This window comes from Rothia aerolata (assembly GCF_014635585.1).
Taxonomy (GTDB): Bacteria; Actinomycetota; Actinomycetes; order Actinomycetales; family Micrococcaceae; genus Rothia; species Rothia aerolata.
Map to the genome: position 1 here is coordinate 1,133,852 of NZ_BMDC01000001.1, position 18,109 is coordinate 1,151,960.

Annotated in this window: 17 protein-coding genes; 6 read left to right on the forward strand and 11 right to left on the reverse strand. The window is 60.7% G+C overall.

The genetic code is table 11. The annotated features are described in order from the left end of the window. Nucleotides 1-2 precede the first annotated feature (2 nt). A complete protein-coding gene (gene trhO / locus IEV00_RS05085; protein ID WP_188359192.1) occupies nt 3-881 on the reverse strand; it encodes an oxygen-dependent tRNA uridine(34) hydroxylase TrhO in 879 nt (292 codons plus the stop codon). A gap of 68 nt (nt 882-949) precedes the next feature. Further along, nucleotides 950-1,396 carry a pyridoxamine 5'-phosphate oxidase family protein gene (locus tag IEV00_RS05090; RefSeq protein ID WP_188359193.1) on the reverse strand — a complete coding sequence of 149 codons (447 nt, stop codon included), beginning with the start codon at nt 1,394-1,396 and terminating at the stop codon, nt 950-952. A gap of 95 nt (nt 1,397-1,491) precedes the next feature. On the opposite strand from IEV00_RS05090, the gene sftH reads away from it, so the two are divergent. Continuing rightward, nucleotides 1,492-3,918, forward strand: coding sequence for a DEAD/DEAH box helicase (sftH, locus tag IEV00_RS05095; protein WP_229723068.1), 2,427 nt, complete (start codon nt 1,492-1,494; stop codon nt 3,916-3,918). A 14-nt stretch (nt 3,919-3,932) separates the two neighbouring features. Here the strand turns inward: sftH and IEV00_RS05100 are convergent, their stop codons facing one another. The 6 genes from IEV00_RS05100 to IEV00_RS05125 form a co-directional block, all read right to left on the reverse strand. Then, nucleotides 3,933-4,298, reverse strand: coding sequence for an Rv3654c family TadE-like protein (locus IEV00_RS05100; protein ID WP_188359194.1), 366 nt, complete (start codon nt 4,296-4,298; stop codon nt 3,933-3,935). After that, a complete protein-coding gene (locus IEV00_RS05105; protein ID WP_188359195.1) occupies nt 4,291-4,671 on the reverse strand; it encodes a TadE family type IV pilus minor pilin in 381 nt (126 codons plus the stop codon). The genes IEV00_RS05100 and IEV00_RS05105 overlap by 8 nt, the downstream gene beginning before the upstream one ends. A gap of 87 nt (nt 4,672-4,758) precedes the next feature. Further along, on the reverse strand, nt 4,759-4,980 hold the full coding sequence (locus IEV00_RS05110; protein WP_188359196.1) for a DUF4244 domain-containing protein: 222 nt from the start codon (nt 4,978-4,980) through the stop codon (nt 4,759-4,761). A 240-nt stretch (nt 4,981-5,220) separates the two neighbouring features. Continuing rightward, nucleotides 5,221-5,694: a type II secretion system F family protein gene (locus IEV00_RS05115; protein WP_188359197.1), complete on the reverse strand. Its 474-nt coding sequence runs from the start codon at nt 5,692-5,694 to the stop codon at nt 5,221-5,223. Then, nucleotides 5,694-6,344 (reverse strand): type II secretion system F family protein, encoded by a 651-nt coding sequence (locus IEV00_RS05120; protein ID WP_188359198.1) that lies wholly within the window; start codon nt 6,342-6,344, stop codon nt 5,694-5,696. The genes IEV00_RS05115 and IEV00_RS05120 overlap by 1 nt, the downstream gene beginning before the upstream one ends. Continuing rightward, entirely contained in the window at nt 6,341-7,621 is a 1,281-nt protein-coding gene (locus IEV00_RS05125; RefSeq protein WP_188359199.1) for a TadA family conjugal transfer-associated ATPase, read from the reverse strand. The genes IEV00_RS05120 and IEV00_RS05125 overlap by 4 nt, the downstream gene beginning before the upstream one ends. Nucleotides 7,622-7,817: 196 nt before the next feature. Between IEV00_RS05125 and IEV00_RS05130 the strand changes: the two genes are divergently transcribed. Next, entirely contained in the window at nt 7,818-9,602 is a 1,785-nt protein-coding gene (locus IEV00_RS05130; protein ID WP_188359200.1) for a bifunctional 3'-5' exonuclease/DNA polymerase, read from the forward strand. 88 nt (nt 9,603-9,690) lie between these two features. Here the strand turns inward: IEV00_RS05130 and IEV00_RS05135 are convergent, their stop codons facing one another. Together IEV00_RS05135 and nth are read right to left on the reverse strand one after the other, a co-directional pair. Continuing rightward, nucleotides 9,691-10,449: an NUDIX hydrolase gene (locus IEV00_RS05135; RefSeq protein ID WP_188359201.1), complete on the reverse strand. Its 759-nt coding sequence runs from the start codon at nt 10,447-10,449 to the stop codon at nt 9,691-9,693. Next, nucleotides 10,439-11,320 (reverse strand): endonuclease III, encoded by an 882-nt coding sequence (nth, locus tag IEV00_RS05140; protein ID WP_373868231.1) that lies wholly within the window; start codon nt 11,318-11,320, stop codon nt 10,439-10,441. Before nth ends, IEV00_RS05135 begins: the two co-directional genes overlap by 11 nt. 157 nt (nt 11,321-11,477) lie before the next feature. Here nth and acs point away from each other — a divergent pair, with 157 nt between their 5' ends. Continuing rightward, nucleotides 11,478-13,412 (forward strand): acetate--CoA ligase, encoded by a 1,935-nt coding sequence (acs, locus tag IEV00_RS05145; RefSeq protein WP_188359202.1) that lies wholly within the window; start codon nt 11,478-11,480, stop codon nt 13,410-13,412. Nucleotides 13,413-13,643: 231 nt separating this feature from the next. Then, on the forward strand, nt 13,644-14,081 hold the full coding sequence (gene aroQ, locus IEV00_RS05150) for a type II 3-dehydroquinate dehydratase (protein WP_373868219.1): 438 nt from the start codon (nt 13,644-13,646) through the stop codon (nt 14,079-14,081). A gap of 8 nt (nt 14,082-14,089) precedes the next feature. Here aroQ and IEV00_RS05155 read toward each other — a convergent pair whose 3' ends face one another. Beyond that, the gene (locus IEV00_RS05155) at nt 14,090-15,259 is read right to left on the reverse strand and encodes a MarP family serine protease (RefSeq protein ID WP_188359204.1); all 1,170 of its coding nucleotides are present in this window, start codon (nt 15,257-15,259) and stop codon (nt 14,090-14,092) included. Nucleotides 15,260-15,547: 288 nt separating this feature from the next. Here IEV00_RS05155 and IEV00_RS05160 point away from each other — a divergent pair, with 288 nt between their 5' ends. After that, complete coding sequence (locus IEV00_RS05160; protein WP_188359205.1) at nt 15,548-16,225, forward strand: Crp/Fnr family transcriptional regulator; 678 nt, start codon at nt 15,548-15,550, stop codon at nt 16,223-16,225. Nucleotides 16,226-16,989: 764 nt separating this feature from the next. Then, a complete protein-coding gene (locus IEV00_RS05165) occupies nt 16,990-18,108 on the forward strand; it encodes an MFS transporter (protein ID WP_188359206.1) in 1,119 nt (372 codons plus the stop codon). Nucleotide 18,109: the final 1 nt, after the last annotated feature.

The window sequence follows — 18,109 nt, forward strand, 5'->3', positions numbered from 1 at the left end:
AGTTAAGCGGTGGCCGCCTGCTTCTCTCCCAGAGCCTTCGCCGCGCAGTCGGGGCAGAGCAGCACGAGGTCGCGCACGCCGTCCACGTCCAAATTCTCAAACCGGTTAGCTGGGGCACCGCAGTGCTCACATTCACCGATCGTCACGGTATCGGGCGAGAAATTCATGTGCTGGCGCTTATCAAAGATGTAGAGGGAACCCTCCCACAGGCCAGAGTCACCGTACTTTTCGCCATAGCGCACAATACCGCCGTCAATCTGGTAAATCTCCTTGAAACCGCGGTTCTTCATCAGCGCAGAGAGGATTTCGCAACGAATGCCGCCGGTGCAGTAGGTGACCACGGGCTTATCTTTGAGATCGTCGTACTTACCCGACTCAATCTCGCGAATAAAGTCATGGGTGGTGCGCACGTCGGGCACAATAGCGTTTTTAAACTTACCGATTTTCGCCTCAAAAGCGTTACGGCCGTCGAAGAAAACTACCTCATCGCCGCGCTCTTCAACCAGCTTGTTCACTTCTTCGGGTTTGAGGTGCACGCCGCCGCCAATCACGCCGTTTTCATCGACCTTGAGCTCGTCGGGGGCACCAAAGGCAACAATCTCATCGCGGGCCTTGACCGACAGGCGCGGAAAATCAGCCGAAGAACCCTCAGACCACTTCAGTTCCAGCTTCTCAAAACCGGGATACTTGCGGGTGGTCTTGCCGTACTGTTTCAGGGCGTTGATATCGCCGCCGAGGGTACCGTTAATGCCGTGCTTAGAGATGAGGATACGACCGGTCAGACCCCACTTCTCGCAAAGGGCTTTCTGCCAGAGCATGACTGCGGTGGGGTCGGTAACGGGGGCAAAGCAGTAATAGAGAATGATTTTTTCTTGAGACACCTTTTAATCCTACTCTTTCCAGGTTCCACCCGCCCGGTGCACCGGGGTAAGAGGTCTCACCGCTAAAACTAGGAGCCCAGACGGAAGCGGCGACCGCTTGAAGAGGTGGGGATAATTTCAACGAATTCAATTTTTTCGGTGTGAAGCCAGGGCTCCAGGTTCAGCGAGTGCGCGTGGGCGATCTCTTCGGAGTCAGTGAGTAGCCGAGCTACACCGTGGATGTTCACCGAGTAGGCTCCGCCGCCCTCCACCCGGTCGAACTCAACGGTAACTTTTTCTTCAATCATGAGCCGGGTGAGCTTAGACCCCGAAGCGGTGCGGAAATAGATTTTGCCGGAATCGGTGATGATATTGATGGGGGTGATGTAAATTTCGCCGTCAAGAAAAGTACCCAGCCGGGCGAAGTTGGTCTGTTCCGCCAGCTCCCAGCACTCTTCCTCGCTCAAAATGGTCACCGGATTACCGTGCGCCTCTGCGCGGTTGGGATCGTGAATATTCATCTTTGGAGTAGTCATAGTCACAATTATTCCAGCCTCTTTCCGCAAGATACCGACTATTACGGGCGAGAAACATCGGCGCCCGCCAGCCCACTTTCAGGCAGAATAGAGGAGTGCGCAAAGAAACCTCCCTCGAATCCCTACCTCCCCACCTCGCCGAGATCATCGGCAAGCTGGGCTACGGCCCCCAGCCCGAGCAGATTACCCACGTGCGCACAGTGCCCGCCCGGGCTGCCCAAACCTCACCCTGGCCCACCTGGCTACACAGCGACGTCCGCGATGCCTTTGAATCGCTCGGCATTACCGAGCCCTACACTCACCAGGTACAGGCCGCCCATTTCGTACACGAGTCAGCTCAGACCGGGGGTAGGCGGCACCTGATTCTTTCCACCGGAACGGCCTCGGGCAAGTCCCTCTCCTACCTCATGCCCTGCCTGCACGCCGTCCACAGCGGGGAGCTCACCCCCGGGGCCGGTCTGCAGGACGAGCGCGCTACGGTTCTCTACCTCTCCCCCACCAAGGCGCTGGCCGCCGACCAGCTCAACTCGCTGCGAGCGCTCAACCTACCCACCGTGCGGGCTGAAGCCTATGACGGCGACACCCCGGCTGAGTCGCGCCGGTGGATTCGCGCCCACGCCAACGTGCTTCTCTGTAACCCCGATATGCTACATTTCGGAATCCTTCCCCACCATTCCTCCTGGTCTTCTTTTCTGCGCCGCCTCAAATACGTGGTGCTCGATGAAGCGCACTCCTACCGGGGCGTTTTCGGCGCGCATGTGGCGGTGCTTTTGCGACGGTTGCGCAGGATTTGCCGCCACTACGGTTCCTCGCCCGTCTTTTTTGGTGCGTCGGCGACCTCGGCAGAGCCGGCTGCCTCTTTTGCCCGTCTGCTGGGGGTTGAGCAAGGGCAGGTGCAGGCAATCACCGAAGACACCGCCCCTCACGGTGCTGTGCACACCGTGCTCTGGGAGCCGGAATTCCGCGAGCAGGTCACCGACCAGCTATCAGCCGCGGTGGATACCCGCTCCGAAGCCGAGAAGAAGGCCCCGGTGCGCAAGTCGGTGATTGAGCAGGGGGCAGAGATGCTCACCGACCTGGTGCTCGACCGCACCCGCACCATCGCCTTTATCAAATCCCGGCGCGGAGCAGAGGCTATCGCCCAAACTACCCAGCGCTACCTCGATGAGGTGGAAGTGGGCCTGGCCCACCGGGTACAGGCCTACCGCTCTGGTTTCCTACCCGAGGAGCGCCGGGAGCTAGAGCGGCAGTTGCGTTCCGGGGAGATTCTGGGCATCGCCTCCACCTCGGCACTGGAGCTGGGAATCGACATAGCGGGGCTGGACGCCGTTCTGGTGGCGGGGTGGCCGGGCACCCGCGCGTCCTTCTTCCAGCAGATTGGCCGGGCTGGCCGGGCGGGCCAAGACTCGCTGGCGGTACTGATTGCCTCCGACGACCCGCTGGACACCTACCTGGTGCACCACCCCGAGGATATTTTTACGGTGGTGGAGTCCACCGTGTTTGACCCCGAGAACCCCTACGTGCTCTCACCCCACCTGTGTGCTGCCGCCGCCGAGCTGCCTCTTCGCGCTGAGGAGATTTCTCTCTTCGGTGCCTCTGCCCCGGCGCTCTTGGAGCGGCTGGAACGGCAGGGTTATTTACGACGGCGCGCCACCGGCTGGTTCTGGACCCACCCCGAGTCTGCCTCCGAGCTGGTAGACCTGCGCGGCGGCGGGGGCGCTCCGCTACAGATTATCGAGGTGGATACCGGCACGGTGATTGGCACCATGGATTCCTCCCAGGCAAAGCACCAGGGCCACCCCGGCGCTATCTACACCCACCAGTCCGCCACCTTTGTGGTTGAAGATCTCGACCTGGAAAACCGCATCGTGGCGGTCTCCCGGGTTTTTCCCGACTACTTTACCCAGTCCCGCGACCTCACCGAGGTCACGGTGCTCTCCGAGGAACGCACCGAGCAGTGGGGGCCGGTGACCATGCATTTTGGTCATGTGCGCGTGCGCACCCAGGTGGTCTCGTATCAGCGCAAGTCTATTATTGGCCAGGAGAACCTGGGGGAAGAGCTCTTAGACCTACCGCCTGAAAACCTGGTGACCACCGCTGTCTGGTGGACTATCCCTCCCACGGTCATGACCGGCGCCGGGGTTACCGAACCGGCTTTTCCCGGTGCCCTGCACGCTGCCGAGCACGCCGCTATCGGCCTGCTACCGCTAATTGCTACCTGCGACCGCTGGGATATTGGCGGGCTCTCCACCGCTCTGCACATGGATACCGAGGCCCCCACCATCTTCGTCTATGACGGCCACGCCGGGGGCGCGGGCTTTGCCGAGCGGGGCTTCGAGGCCGCCCGCCACTGGCTCACCGCCACGCTAGACACCGTCCTTGCCTGCCAGTGCGAGGAGGGCTGCCCCTCCTGCGTGCAGTCGCCCAAGTGCGGTAACCGTAATGAGCCCCTGGATAAGGACGGCGCCCGACGGCTACTCGAGGCCCTGCTGGTACAGGCGGGGGAGGCTGAATCTGACTAGGAGCTGGCCGGCTACTATCTTGGCGGCCCCGCCCTGCTCAGGGATTCCGCCGGTCCCAGAAAGAAGAAGGGACCCGTAATCTCCGAGCTAGTTCGAACATCGACCGTTCCCTCAAGATTCGCTGGCTGATTGCAGTTCACCAGTTGCGCCCGGTTTGCCCGGGCTACCTCGGCGGCGAGTTCGCAGGGGTTTCCCGGTCTCAGCCCGCGGGCGGCGTCTGCGGCGGCAAGAGCGGCCAGGTCTGCGGCCCTGGCAGCTTTCTGGTTGGCGGTGACCACTCCGATGAGGCCCGCTACTACAGTCAGAAGAACCAAGAGCAGGGCAATGATGCCCAGGGCAAGCACCGTTCCCGAGCCCCGCTCGCGGTCTTTCCTAGTCATGGCTGGCTCCTCCCTCTGCTGGCGTTACTGCCACTGCGGTGAGCTCCCACCCTGTCATCGCCCCGATCGCCCCGGGAGCAGGCTTACTCACGGAGACCTGCACCATCTCGCCGTCAGAACTCAGCGCTATCTCGGTAGCGGGTTCTACCTCCCGAGCCAGACGCTCTACTGTCTGGGAGCTTTCGCCACGGGCGGCCGCCCGCGCTGCGATTCGAGCTGATTCCTCTAGCTTCACCTGGGTCAGGCCCACCGCACAGGCTCCCAAAACCAGGGCCAGAATAAAGACCACGGCGGGAAGAACCACTGCAAATTCAGCGGTGACCGCCCCGGTTTCTTTATCGCGGGAAGAACCCCTATCTATCAGCTTGTTCATGTTTTCTCCCAAGAGGGTACCCCGGCAGAAGAACCACCCCTGCCTGAAAGGTCTTCTTCTACCGGGGATTTTCTCGGGGTCTCCCGTTTAGGCCCCGGTACTGAGCGCATTTTCAACGATGCCCATGAGGAGCTGGCGAACCTCATCGGATTTGAGAATCACCACCAGAAGCCCGGCGAAGCCCACCGCCGCCAGCATTACAATGCCGTATTCGGCGGTGGTGGCACCGGTTTCAGAACCGAGTACCTCGCCCTCGAGGGTCTGGTTCTCAGCGCTAGCGGAATCTCGGTGGATGGGTGTGGTTTCCATTGTTGTCTCCTTATTGACTGTGCAATTTTTCTTGGTCGCCGGGGCGGAAACCCCGGTTACCTCTAGAATGCATTTTTTAACTGTGTTTTGCTAGATTTTTCTTAAATCTGTGGATAAATAGTGTTCTTTTATATATTTTAATTACTTTTTAAGCCACCTGTGCACAGAGGTTTGGGTTTTCCACAGGCAATTTCCCTCCTTTCCAAGGCGGTTTTCCACAGGTCTCACCTCCCCAAACCATCAAGGCAGCACCGCAGGAACCATAGAAATCAGCACGGGAAGCACGCCCAAGCAGATAAAAGCGGGCAGGGAACACAGCCCCAGGGGAACCACCAGCTTGACTCCCAGCTTGGCCGCTGATTTTTCAGAGGTTCGGTAGCCCTTTCTTCGCTCGCGGGCAGCCATGATTTCAATCAGGGCGGCAGAGGGAGCACCTGTTTCCACCATGAAACCCAGCGTGTCTCTGAGAGGAACCAGCTCAGCGGGTGTCGGTTCCCCTGCCCATGCTTGGCCCCAGCTACCACCCGCCTTCAAGCGCAGAACCACAGTGTGTAAATATTCCCGGTGCCGTCCTCCCTCCAGCTCCCCCAGCCGTTCCAGGGCAAGAACCAAAGAGAGCCCGGCAGAGAGCATGGCTGCCGTCAGTTCCAGGTAGAGGGCAGGGTTCAGCCCAGTATCTTCCGACCTCAGCTTCCCGGTCGGTCTTCGCGCCATCACAGCTCACCCCGCTCAGCCGAGGTAACCAAGCGAGCAGTCCAGCGGCGTCCTACCAGAGCAAGGCCGAGTCCCAGAACAGCTGCAACTACCCCGGGTACCGAGCCGAAGAGAACCCCCAGAGGATCAGTGCCCATAAGCATTCCGAGACCGAGCCCCAGCAGAGGTAGCCAGGAGAGAATATGCCCGGTAGATTTTGGCCCCGACATAGCGGAGTCTCTCGCCTGGGTCAGGTCAATTTCACTTTCGTAAAATCGGGCCAGACGTTCAAGGGTCTCGGCAAGACCCGCCCCGGTACGTTCAGAAATCATCCAGCAGGCCGCCAGCTCAGCTACCCGTGCGCGTGAGTATTCCCGAGCAAGGGAAGATCCAACAGTCTCCAGCGCCGAGAAAACCGGCCGGCCGCCACGGGCAGAGCGAGCGCAGCAGGAAAGCACCGTATCCAGATCTTCTCGCGCGGCGGTCAGGGCGGCGCGGTCTGAAGCTGTCAGTAGGCGTTCCAAGGGGTCACTGGGTGCTTCTATCGGAGCCTGTTCTGCCCGCAGGCGCTCAAAAACGGTGGCGGGGCTGCACCCGGCTTTGAGCAGGGCAGACATGCGCCAGGCAAGGTTGGGCCAGAGCTCCATTTCGTCGATGCTGAGAGGCTTCACCGCTGTGCCTCCCGCAACAGTTCCTGCCCCGCCGGGCTCCACTCGAGAACCGAGCGCCGCCTGCACTTTTGCCAGGAACACAGGGGCTCAACGGCCAACTCACCCCGCCGCAGTACCAGCCGCCCTATTTCCGCAATAAAACGCTGGCTCGCTCTTCGCTCGATATGGATTACGAATTCAAGAGCGGTAGATGCTTGCAGTGCCAGGGCCTCAGCACTCATACCTGCCAGGGCTCCCAGAGCATAGAGCCGGGCAGGAACAGCCGCCGCCGAGTTAGCGTGCAGGGTTCCGCCGGTTCCCGAATGGCCGGTGTTCATGGCGGTGAGCATGTCGGCAATTTCGGCCCCGCGACATTCGCCTAGTACCAGCCGAGAGGGCCGCATGCGCAGGGCCTGCCGCACCAGCTCTGCCAGGTCGGTTTCGCCCCGCCCCTCGGTATTGGCGGCCCGGGTCTGTAGGCTGACCACGTGCGGGTGGGCGGGAGCCAACTCGGCAGAATCCTCAATTGTTACTATCCGCTCGTTCTCCGGGCAGGATGAAAGCAGGGCATTGAGCAGGGTTGTCTTGCCGGTCCCGGTACCGCCGCTGATAAGAAAGTTCTTCTTCTGGCGCGCCAGAAAGCGCAGCACTGCGGCGACTTCCTCACCGAACATGCCGCGGTTGCGCAGCTCTCCCAGGCCGGGGCGCTGGCTCGGCTGAATGCGAATTGAGAGCAGCGGAGAGCCGCGGGAGATAGGCGGTAAGACCGCGTGCACGCGGTAGCCACTTTCGGTCTGGACGTCGGCGCTAGGGACGGCGTCGTCCAAGCGGGCGCCCGCGGCGGTAATGAGCCGCACGGCAAGTGCCCGCACCGCGGCGTCGTCCGCAAAAGACACCTCGGTGCGCCTGAGCTGCCCGGCGGCTTCAATCCACACGTCGGTGGGAGAATTGACGAAGATGTCGGTGATCCCCTCGATAGCCAGCAGGGGTTCTAAGACCCCTAGACCGCACAACTCTGCCTGTAAGAGACGGCTCGCCCGCTGGATTTGCTCCTCCTGAAGATGCAGGGGCTCCTGCTCCTCCACCTCCCGTACCAGGGCATCAAGGCTGGCGGGGCTTGTATCGATAACAGCGGGCGCGAAGAACTGCTCCCGGGCCCGGCGAACGGTCAGCTCCACCGGGTCCCTTTCCCCAGCGCTGACTACCGGAGGAGGCTTTTCCCCGCGTCCTGAGATTTGCCGTAGACCCTCAAACTGCTGGGGGTAGCGGGCAGCAATTTCCTTAAACAGGGTTGCCATGGTGCTCCTTTCTTTGAAGCCCATTGCACCCGCTTCTTCGCCAAAAATCTAGCCTGTGGATAAGGGGGTTTCGCGCCTACCGCAGAAGACCGGGCCAGGCCGACTTATCCACATTTTTCGGGTGGACAAGTTGGTCACACTCGGCGCAAAAGTGCAAACCTGTTGGCAGCGGTAACCATCGGGGATAATGGTGCCTATGTATATCGTCTTGGGAGCGGCTGAAGACTCGGCGCAGGTCGCCACCGGAGCCCTGCCTGCCGCCTGGGAGGCGGTCACCTTTACCGACTCCGGCTTCGGCACCCACCGCCGAATCCCCACCGAGCGGCTGGGTGCCTTCATCACCGAGGTAGAGGCTCGCAACCATTCCAAGACCATCCGCTGGGCCTGGGCAGATGCCAGAGTGCTCATGCCCCTGCTCCTGGATCAGGGGGTCTCCCCGTTCCGCGCTCACGATTTGCGCCTGGTTCAGCGGATTCTGGTTACCGCCGAGACCCGCGCGCAGAACAACCTCAGCTTTACGCCCACGATTGACCTTCTGACCGAGGACGACGCCCCGGCCGGCACCCTGCCGCCCGCGCAGGTTGCCGCCGGGCAAGACTCCCTCTTTGAAGACTCTCTTTTCCAGCCGGCCCGGCCGCAGAGAACCTTCCCCACCGCCGTCCAGCTGACGGAAGAACTCAAGACCCAGCTAGCCGCCATTGAGGCCTCCCCGCAGCCCAAGCGCTTGCGCCTGCTTGCCGCCGCTGAATCAACCGGCGGGCTCATTGCTGGGGAGATGAAATTCTATGGAATTCCCTGGAATCGCGCCATCCACGAGCGAATTCTCACCGAAGCCCTCGGCCCCCGCCCCGGCCTCTACGAGAAGCCCTACGAGATGGTGAAACTCGCCGGGGAAATCCGCCAGGCCCTGGGGTCGCCCAAGGTCAATGTTGACTCCCCCGCCGACCTTCTCAAGGCCATGCAGTCAGCCGGCATGAGGGTGGAGTCCACCCGCAAGTGGGAACTCGTAAGCTGGGCAGACGAAAACCCGAGACTGAAAAGCCAGCGGCACGCCGTCGTCGATCTCATTCTCCGCTACAAGAAACTTTCGCGCCTCTTCTCAGCCAACGGCTGGAACTGGCTCGACGAGTGGGTCAAAGACAACCGCTTCTACCCCGCCTACGAGGTGGGAGGAGTGGTCACCGGCCGCTGGGGCGCCCACGGGGGCGGAGCCATGCAAATTCCCAAAGACGTTCGCTCGGCGGTTCAGGCAGAAGAGGGCATGATACTCACCGTAGCCGATGCCTCCCAGGTTGAACCCCGCATTCTGGCCGCCATGAGCGCAGACCCCAAACTGGCAATCGCCGGCAGAGACCGCGACCTCTACCTGGGCATCGCCGAACTGGGCGAACGCACCGGATCTGCCCTGACCGAACGTGCCCACGCCAAAATAGCCCTGCTCGGCGCCATGTACGGCGCCACCACCGGCGAGTCAGGCAGACTCATGCCGCACCTCAAAAAGATGTTTCCGCAGGCTATCGGCTTTACCGAACAGGCCGCCCGTATCGGTGAACGCGGCGGGCAGGTAACCACCTACCTCGGCAGAACCTCCCCGGCGCCGTCGGCGGACTGGTTCGAACGCCAGCGCAACCGCTCCACCGCCGAGGCTGAACGCGCCGCCGTCTCGGCATCGCGTGCCTGGGGCAGGTTCACCCGCAACTTCGTGGTTCAGGGAACCGCCGCAGAATGGGCCCTGTGCTGGATGTCGCTCATCCGCCAAAAGCTCCGCACCACCGTGATGTTCGGTAAGCCCATGCGCTCGCACCTGGTCTACTTCCTCCACGACGAAATCATGATTTACGGCCCCGAACGCGAGGCCCAGACCTGCACCAAGATTGTGCGCGAATCTGCCCAGCAGGCCGCCGAGCTCATTTTTGGCCCGGTACCGGTGCAGTTCCCAGTCACGGTGGTCTCCACGGATAACTATGCTAAGGCGAAGTAGCCGGGCTTGCGGGCACGGGTTTGAATGGCCGCAATGACGCCGAGTGGCCGCGTTCCCCACGGCCGTTCGGCACCCGCCCAGCTCAGCGCTAGCTGTGCCCCGGCGCCGGGCGCTTATCGTCCCTGTTCCAGGGAACCTCCCAGCCCAGTTCGGAGAAAAGCTGGTCTAGGATAATCCCGGTAAAGCCCCAGATAACAAACTCGCCTTCGGGCGACTGGTCAGTCACCACGGTAAAGGCCGGAGAATTGTGCTTGACCCGGCCCCGGGTGACCTGGGCCGTGTGCCTGTTGACCGGGTTGAGCAGATCAGCCACCGGCACCCGTAGCACCAGAGAAGATTCGTTGAAATCCTGGGCCTCCACGGTAGAGGTGGAGTTCCACCAGGCAAGCACGGGGGTCACCATAAAGTTACTGACCGGCAGGGGCATCTCTTCTAAGGAGCCCAGAATCTGCACCCCGGCAGGGTCAAGCCCCGTCTCCTCTACCGCTTCTCGTAAGGCAGCCACGTGTTCAACAGGCCGACCAGTAGAAGCGGCAACCTCAAAGTCCTCAGGGTCGATTTTTCCGCCGGGAAAGGCTGGTTGACCGGCATGTTTGCGTAGGGTTGCTGCTCGCACCACAATGAGAACGTCGAGGTCAGCACCCACGTGTTCGCCGCACTCTCCCGCCGCAACGGATGAAACCGCCGGGGCGTCGTCCAGCACCCCAAAAAGAACCAGCACGGCAGCAGACTGCACAGAAGAGGAGTCAATCTCGCCTATGCGCCAGTTCTGTTCCTCAGGAACCTTCAGATCGGCGCGGGCGGCGAAGGCGGCGAGTTCGTCATAGGCGATGTGTTTAGGCTCCAAGGTTCCACCCTTCCTGTCTCAGTTCAGCTCGGCTTGCTCCCTGTAGAAAACGCAGGTGTAGCCGCTCTCTACCCGGTGCCATCTCGTATTTGAGGAGCTTTGCAGCAGCAGCCTCATCGGTTTCGCCCTCGCCATAGGAGGGGCATAGATCCGCCACCGGGCACACCCCGCAGGCGGGCTTGCGCGCGTGGCAGATACGGCGGCCGTGGTAAATCATCCGGTGAGAGAGCATGGTCCAGTCTTTGGGGTCAAACAGCTCGGCCACGGCGCGCTCCACCTTCACCGGGTCTTCTTCGGCGGTCATTCCCAACCTGCGGGAGAGCCTTCCAAAGTGGGTATCAACTGTAATTCCCGGGCGGCCAAAGGCGTTCCCTAGCACCACAAAGGCGGTCTTGCGACCAACTCCCGGCAGCTTCACCAGCTCGTAGAGGCTAGCCGGCACAGCGCCGTCATAATCGGCCACCAGCTGCCCCGCCAGCTTCACAATTGACTTCGCCTTAGAGCGGTAGAAGCCCAGCGGCTGCACGATCTCCTCCACCGTTTCTAAGGACGCCGCCGCCAGGGCCTGCGCGGTCGGATAGGCGGCGAAGAGGGTGGGGGTTACTGAATTAACGCGAACATCGGTGGTTTGTGCTGAGAGAACGGTTGCCACCAGTAGCTGAAAGGGGTTCTCGAAGTCCAGCTCCGCCACCGCGTAGGGGTAGGTCTCCGCCAAAATCCGGTTGATTTTGCGCACCCTGCGTTTGAGACCAATCTCAGTCTCGGGCGTTCGAGCTCGGCGCTTCTTCGCTGCGGCCGCCTTGAAGTCGGGCACGGTGCGAATCTCAAGCTGCGCCTTTTCGGCATCGGTGAGGGGGCGGGAATCAGGAATTTCAGTCACGGTCTAAGCCTACCGGTTGGCTGTCAGCAAAATTTTGTCACACCACAGCATAAAGATGTGACAGAAGCAACTTTTTCTTCTAGGGTTATAGCAACCAAAACTTCTATGGCAGCCATCACACTGCCTGTCTCGATACGAAAGGGCAAACATGTCAGACCCCCAGCAGGCCTACGCACCCAGCCAGGAATTTGCGGCTCAGGCAAACGCCAAGGCTGACCTTTACGAGACTGCACAGCAGCAGGGTACCGAGTTCTGGGCCAACCAGTCCCGCGAGCTACTCACCTGGAGCAAGGACTTCACCGAAACCCTGGACTGGTCTAACCCTCCCTTTGCAAAGTGGTTTGCTGACGGTGAGATTAATGCCTGCTACAACGCCGTAGACCGCCACGTTGAGGCCGGCAACGGCGAGCGCACCGCCCTGCTCTTCGAGGGTGAGCCCGGCGATACCCGCACCTTCACTTACGCGCAGCTTAAAGATGAGGTTTCTAAGGCAGCCAACGGTCTTGAATCCCTGGACATTACCAAGGGCGACCGCGTGGCTATCTACATGCCCATGATTCCCGAGGCGGTTATCTCTATGCTGGCCTGTGCCCGCATTGGCGCTATTCACTCGGTGGTCTTCGGCGGTTTCTCGGCCGATGCTATCCACTCCCGCGTTGAAGACGGCCAGGCCAAGCTGATTATTACTGCCGACGGCTCCTACCGCCGCGGCAAGCCCACCACCCTGAAACCCGCCGTTGATAAGGCTCTGGAGAAGGGCGCCGAGTCGGTAGAGCACGTACTGGTGGTCAAGCGCAACGGCGAAGAAGTTTCCTGGACCGAGGGCCGCGACGTCTGGTGGCACGATGTTGTGGACGGCGCTTCCACCGAGCACACCCCCTCGGTACAGAACGCTGAAGACCCGCTCTTCATCCTTTACACTTCCGGCACCACCGGAAAGCCCAAGGGTATTCTGCACACCACCGGCGGCTACCTCACCCAGGCGGCCTACACCCACAAAAACGTCTTTGACATCAAGCCTGACACCGACGTCTACTGGTGCACCGCAGACGTCGGCTGGGTCACCGGCCACACCTATATTGCCTACGGTCCCCTAGTCAACGGTGCCACCCAGGTCATCTACGAGGGCACCCCCGATTCACCCCACCGCGGCCGCTTCTGGGAGATTGTGCAGAAGTACGGTGTCACCATCATGTACACCTCCCCCACCGCTATCCGTACCATGATGAAGTGGGGCGAGGACATTCCCGCCGAATACGACCTTTCCTCCCTGCGCCTGCTGGGCACCGTGGGCGAAGCCATCAACCCCGAAGCCTGGGTCTGGTTCCACCGCGTCATCGGCGGCGGCCGCTGCCCCATCGTCGATACCTGGTGGCAGACCGAAACCGGCGCCATCATGGTCTCCCAGCTCCCCGGCGTCACCGAAGCTAAGCCCGGCTCCGCCCAGCAGGCCCTGCCCGGCATCAGCATCGACGTAGTCGATGACTTCGGCGAGCCCCTAGAGAACGAAAAGCCTGGCTTGCTAACCATCACCCAGCCCTGGCCCTCCATGCTGCGCACTCTCTGGGGAGACGACCAGCGCTTCATCGACACCTACTGGTCTCGCTTCGGCGATAAGTACTTCGCCGGTGACGGCGCCAAGCGCGACGCCGACGGCGACCTCTGGGTGCTGGGCCGCGTGGACGACGTCATGAACGTCTCCGGCCACCGCCTCTCCACCCCCGAGATCGAATCCGCCCTGGTCTCCCACCCCTCCGTAGCAGAAGCCGCCGTGGTAGGTGCAACCGACGAGACCACCGGCCAGGCAGTCATCGCCTTCGTGATTCTCTCCGACGACGCCCAGGCAGAGGGCAAGGACCACGCGGAGCTGGCAGAGGACATCCGCAAGCACGTGGGCGAAGAAATCTCACCCATCGCCAAGCCCAAGCGCGTGCTGATTGTTCCCGAGCTGCCCAAGACCCGCTCCGGCAAGATCATGCGCCGCCTGCTCAAGGACGTCGCGGAAGACCGCCCGGTCGGCGACGTCACGACCCTGGCGGACTCCACCGTGATGGATGCAATCGTGGAGACCTTCAAGAAGTAAGTATCCGTTCACTGTTCGAGACTCCGCTTCAGCGTCAGCGGTGGGGTTTTCTCTCGACCTCCCTTAAACGCCAGCCCCGATGCCAGTCGAGAGAAAACCCCACCGCTTTCGCACCTGCCCGAGCCAGTCGGCTTGCGACACTGCGCTATCCGTTTTCGTGTCTATCTGCGCCGGTCGGCGAGTGGCGCCGCACTTCCGCTTTCGCCCCTATTTTTGAATAAGATGAAAAGCATGACCCGCATTTTTGTTCTCAACGGCCCCAACCTCAACCTGCTCGGCCACCGCAAACCCGAAATCTACGGTTCCACCACCCTGGCCGATATCGAAAAGCAGGTGCGTAACCGCGCCGCCGAGCACGGCTTTGACATCGAGTTCATGCAGTCTAACCACGAGGGCGCTCTCATCGACGAAATTCAGCGCGCCCGCACCGAAGCAGACGCCATCATCATCAACCCCGCCGCCTTCACCCACACCTCGGTAGCTATCCACGATGCCCTCGAAGCCGCCGAAAAACCCGTGGTCGAGGTGCACCTCTCCAACGTGCACCGGCGCGAGGAATTCCGCCACCGCTCCTTTGTTTCCCTCCAAGCAACCGCCGTCATCGCGGGCGCCGGTGCCTTTGGCTACACCATGGCCCTGGACTTCCTCGCCCAGCACCTAACGCGCTAATCCCTGCCCTACCTGGCCTCGCAGGCCCCGGTGGGCACCGCCTCGGTATAGGAGTTCAGACCCACCAGCGCGTCCGCCAGAATTGAGGAGGGGATTGCATACCCCACTTCGCCCTCGGTTGCCTTAGCAAAGATCACGCCCACCACGCTACCGGTTTCATCAAGCACGGGCCCGCCAGAATTTCCCTGCTCCACATGCGCGGCCAGCTGGTAGACCAGCCGCTGCGGGTTGGCCTCGCCGGTTTCAGCATTGACGGTCTGGGCGCGGCCCAGCCCCTGCACCGTTCCGGGCAGCGCCTTAAAGGGCCCTCCCTTGGGGTAGCCCATGAAAGAGACGGTGCTACCGGCGGGGACGTCGCCACCCAGAGGTAGCGGGGTCAGGTTAAGTTCAGGTGCGTGGATAATGGCCAAATCGCTCTGGCGGTCGAAGTAGACTACCTCGCCGGGAGTGGAGTCACCCTCGCGGTTTTGCACCACCGGGTGAGACACACCCGCAACCACGTGGGCGTTGGTCACCACATAGTCGGTATCCACCACAAAACCTGAGCCCTCAGAGATATAGCTGCACTTCTCTGCGGTGCCCAGCACCTGTACCACCGAGTAGCTTGCCTGTTCCAGTGCTGGATTTTCCAGCTGCTCTGTGGGCGGCTCCTGTCGGGGGTAGAGCAGTTCTGAAACTTCGGGGATAGCCCCCTCGGTCAGTACCCGGGTGCGCACCTCATTAATCTGCTCCTCCACCGAGTCGGGAGTGAGGTTCAACAGGGTTCCAACGGTTCTTGAGTCATCGATAGCGGTTGAAATCTGAGGAATACCCAGCGGCTTAATGGTCAGCGCCAGCACAACCATCACAAAAGCACAAATCAGCAGATTCAAGATTCCACCGGCAGCCCGCTCAATCCCTCGCAGGGGGGTTGAGTCGGTAAACCGCCTAATCGCTCGTCCTAGCAAAAAGCCAATCCACTGGCCCACCATAATACAGCCGAGCACACTGAGCACCGCGGCGATCACCTGCCAGCCGGTACTCACCTGGGTCACCACCCAGGGAGTAACGTAAAAAGCCGCCACGGCACCGAGAATAAAGCCTCCCAGGGTACCCAGAGACACAAAGAAGCCCTTGCTCAAGCCGGTCAAAAAATAAATCACCAGAATGGCAATCAAAACAATATCGAGAACGGACAAGGGGTAGCTGACTCCTCACGGTGAAAGAAACAGGGGGCAACTGTGGTTAATTTCAAGATAGTAATACGCCCACCTGAGATAACGGTGTGCCTATACCAAAAAATCCCTGATTCCTGAAATCATGTAACACCTTTGAGGTGTAATTACAGAAAAATTACGGTAGTCTCATACTTAGTTGATTATGTCACACCCCTCTCTCACGGTGTGGCTGAGAGGCAAATCTCACCGCACCCTGGGTAGCTCTGTTAGCGTGGTGACAGTAACCTTTAAGCTTTTATAAGGAGAAACATGGACATTGAAGTACTGCGTCGAGCACCTCTGTTCGCATCGCTCGACGATCAGGCATTTGCAGCCCTGACCGAAGACATTACCGAAGTGGATCTCTCCCGCGGCGCCTCCCTCTTCTACGAGGGCGATCCGGGCGATCAGCTCTACTTCATCATTTCCGGCAAGATCAAGCTGGGCCGCACCGCATCAGATGGCCGTGAGAACCTGGTAGCCATTATGGGCCCCGGCGAAATTTTCGGTGAGATGGCTCTGTTTGACCCCTCACCCCGTTCAACCAGCGCAACCGCCGTCTCTGAAACCCGCCTGGCAGGTGTGAAGCACGATTCCCTGCGCAAGGCTATGGAGAAGTCACCCCAGATTTCAGCTCAGGTGCTTCAGGCACTGGCCCGCCGTCTGCGTCGCACCAACGAGAACCTGGCAGATCTGGTCTTCTCAGACGTTCCCGGTCGCGTAGCTAAGGCCCTGCTTGATCTGGCAGACCGCTTCGGCCGCCCCGCAACCGACGGCATTCTGGTGGCTCACGAGCTCACCCAGGAAGAGCTGGCCCAGCTGGTGGGCGCCTCCCGCGAAACCGTGAACAAGGCTCTGGCAGAGTTTGTTTCCCGCGGTTGGATTCGCCTGGAAGCACGCGCGGTTGTGATTCTCGACCTGCAGCGCCTGCGTAACCGCTCACGCTAAAAACTCAGTAGAAAATCCGGGTTCCGAAAGGGGCCCGGATTTTTTGTGGGTTATAGAACAAAATGTGTGTCCCAGCCCGGGCATCTTACCCGAGATAGTGGCCCAACAACGGTCTCCTCACATACTGGGCACCTATTCAGAATGGGAAGCCTCGCCGAGTCGCCGCTTCGATGACATTTCGCCGCTTCAGCAACAAATCGCCGGTAACGAACCGGCGAAATGCAACTGAAGCGGCGACTCAATGAGACAGGGGCATCTGCACAGGCTGCCATGATCGCCGAGCGGCCACTTTTATACCGTTTTTCACAGGTTTTCGGTATAAAAGTGGCCACTCGGGAAAGCTCGATAGGTAAAGTACACGTTTCTTCTTGCTGGGCTGACATAGGTACACCTGTATTCCCTGGGTACACATCTAGATGTGTACCCAGGGAATACAGGTGTACCTTTGACCTTTCAACCGGGCTTTGCGTGTACCTGAGGTCTATCTACAGGAATCTAGGTGTACCGAGAGCTTGTTTCAGTGCAAAATCCAGGCATGCCCTATACCGCAGGGGCTGGGGCTTTCTCCGGGTTATAGGTCGGCTCCCGGTCATTGGTATCGGGATGTAGCGAAACGAGTGCGAGCGCGCGAATACATAAGAGTGAGCGGAATCGCGAAGCGTACGTTTAAAGGAGGTTAGCCAGCCCCACCTCCACTGTCGTTCCGTTCCGCCTTCTGAAACCCCGGTGCTCTCCCTAGCGGTTGCCTCTGCTACTCTGCGATTATGGCTCCCTCTCCGACTCTCCAGCGCTACGCAATTTATACCGGCGGCTTTTTGGGCCCTTTCTCAGGGCAGGCACTAGGCGTTATTCTCCCGGAATTTGGCGCTAGTTTTGGGCTCGGAGTGAACCAGGCAGCTCTCACGCTCACCGTCTACCTGCTGCCCTTCGCCCTGGTCATGCTTTTTTCAACCAATCTGATTCGGGCCCTCTCCCCCTCCAGCGTGATTTACTGGGCCTATGCGGTTACCCTGGCCTGCGCCGTCGTCCTTATCGCAACGCCCTGGTGGTGGCTCTTCCTCGTCGCCTACGGAGTCATGGGTATCGCCAATGCCTTCACTACCCCGGTGCTACAGATTGTGCTCAAGCGCATTACCCCGGCGGGGGAACTCGGCGGTGCGCTGGGCACCTACACCGCCATGCAGTCCCTGGGGATTCTCTGCGCCCCCTTTATTGCGGGTCTGGCGGCGGGTGTTTCCTGGCGGCTAATCTTTGTGCTGACTCTGCTGGGGGTTCTCTTTGTGTTGCTGGTGAAGGTTCCCCACGTTCCGGCACTGCCCAGGACGGCGGCGCGGGCAGAAGCCATCGACTGGCCGGTGATCTCGGCGAAGATGGTGGGCTGCTACGCCATTGGAGTCTCGGTGATTGGTCTTGCCTTTATCGTGGCTCTACAGGCGGGCAACCGCTTTGACCTCTCGCCGGCGGCCCGCGGGCTGGTAGTGATGTGCGGTGGGCTGGCCTCCTTCATTTTCTCCCGCCAGCTGGGTCGCAAAACAGATGCGCTTGGTGCCGGTAAGATGGTGGTTCTTTCCCTGGCGGTAGCGGCCCTGTGCACCGGGCTGATTCCGCTTCTGCCCTCGGTCTGGCTCTTGGCTCCGGTCTGGGGTATCACCGTGCTGGCGGCCCAGACTGCCCAGACCTCTATCAATATGGAAACCCTGCGGGCCCGCGGTGGAGAGCGCGTGCTCTCCACCGTGCAGGCCTTCCGCTATTTTGGGTCGTCATCGACCCCCATCATCATGCTGCCTCTCTTCAACCTGCACCCGGTCTGGGGCTTTGGCGCAGCGGCAGCTGTGATTCTGCTAGCTCTGCTGGCCCAGTTGCCGGGGCTCAAGCGCAGCTAGC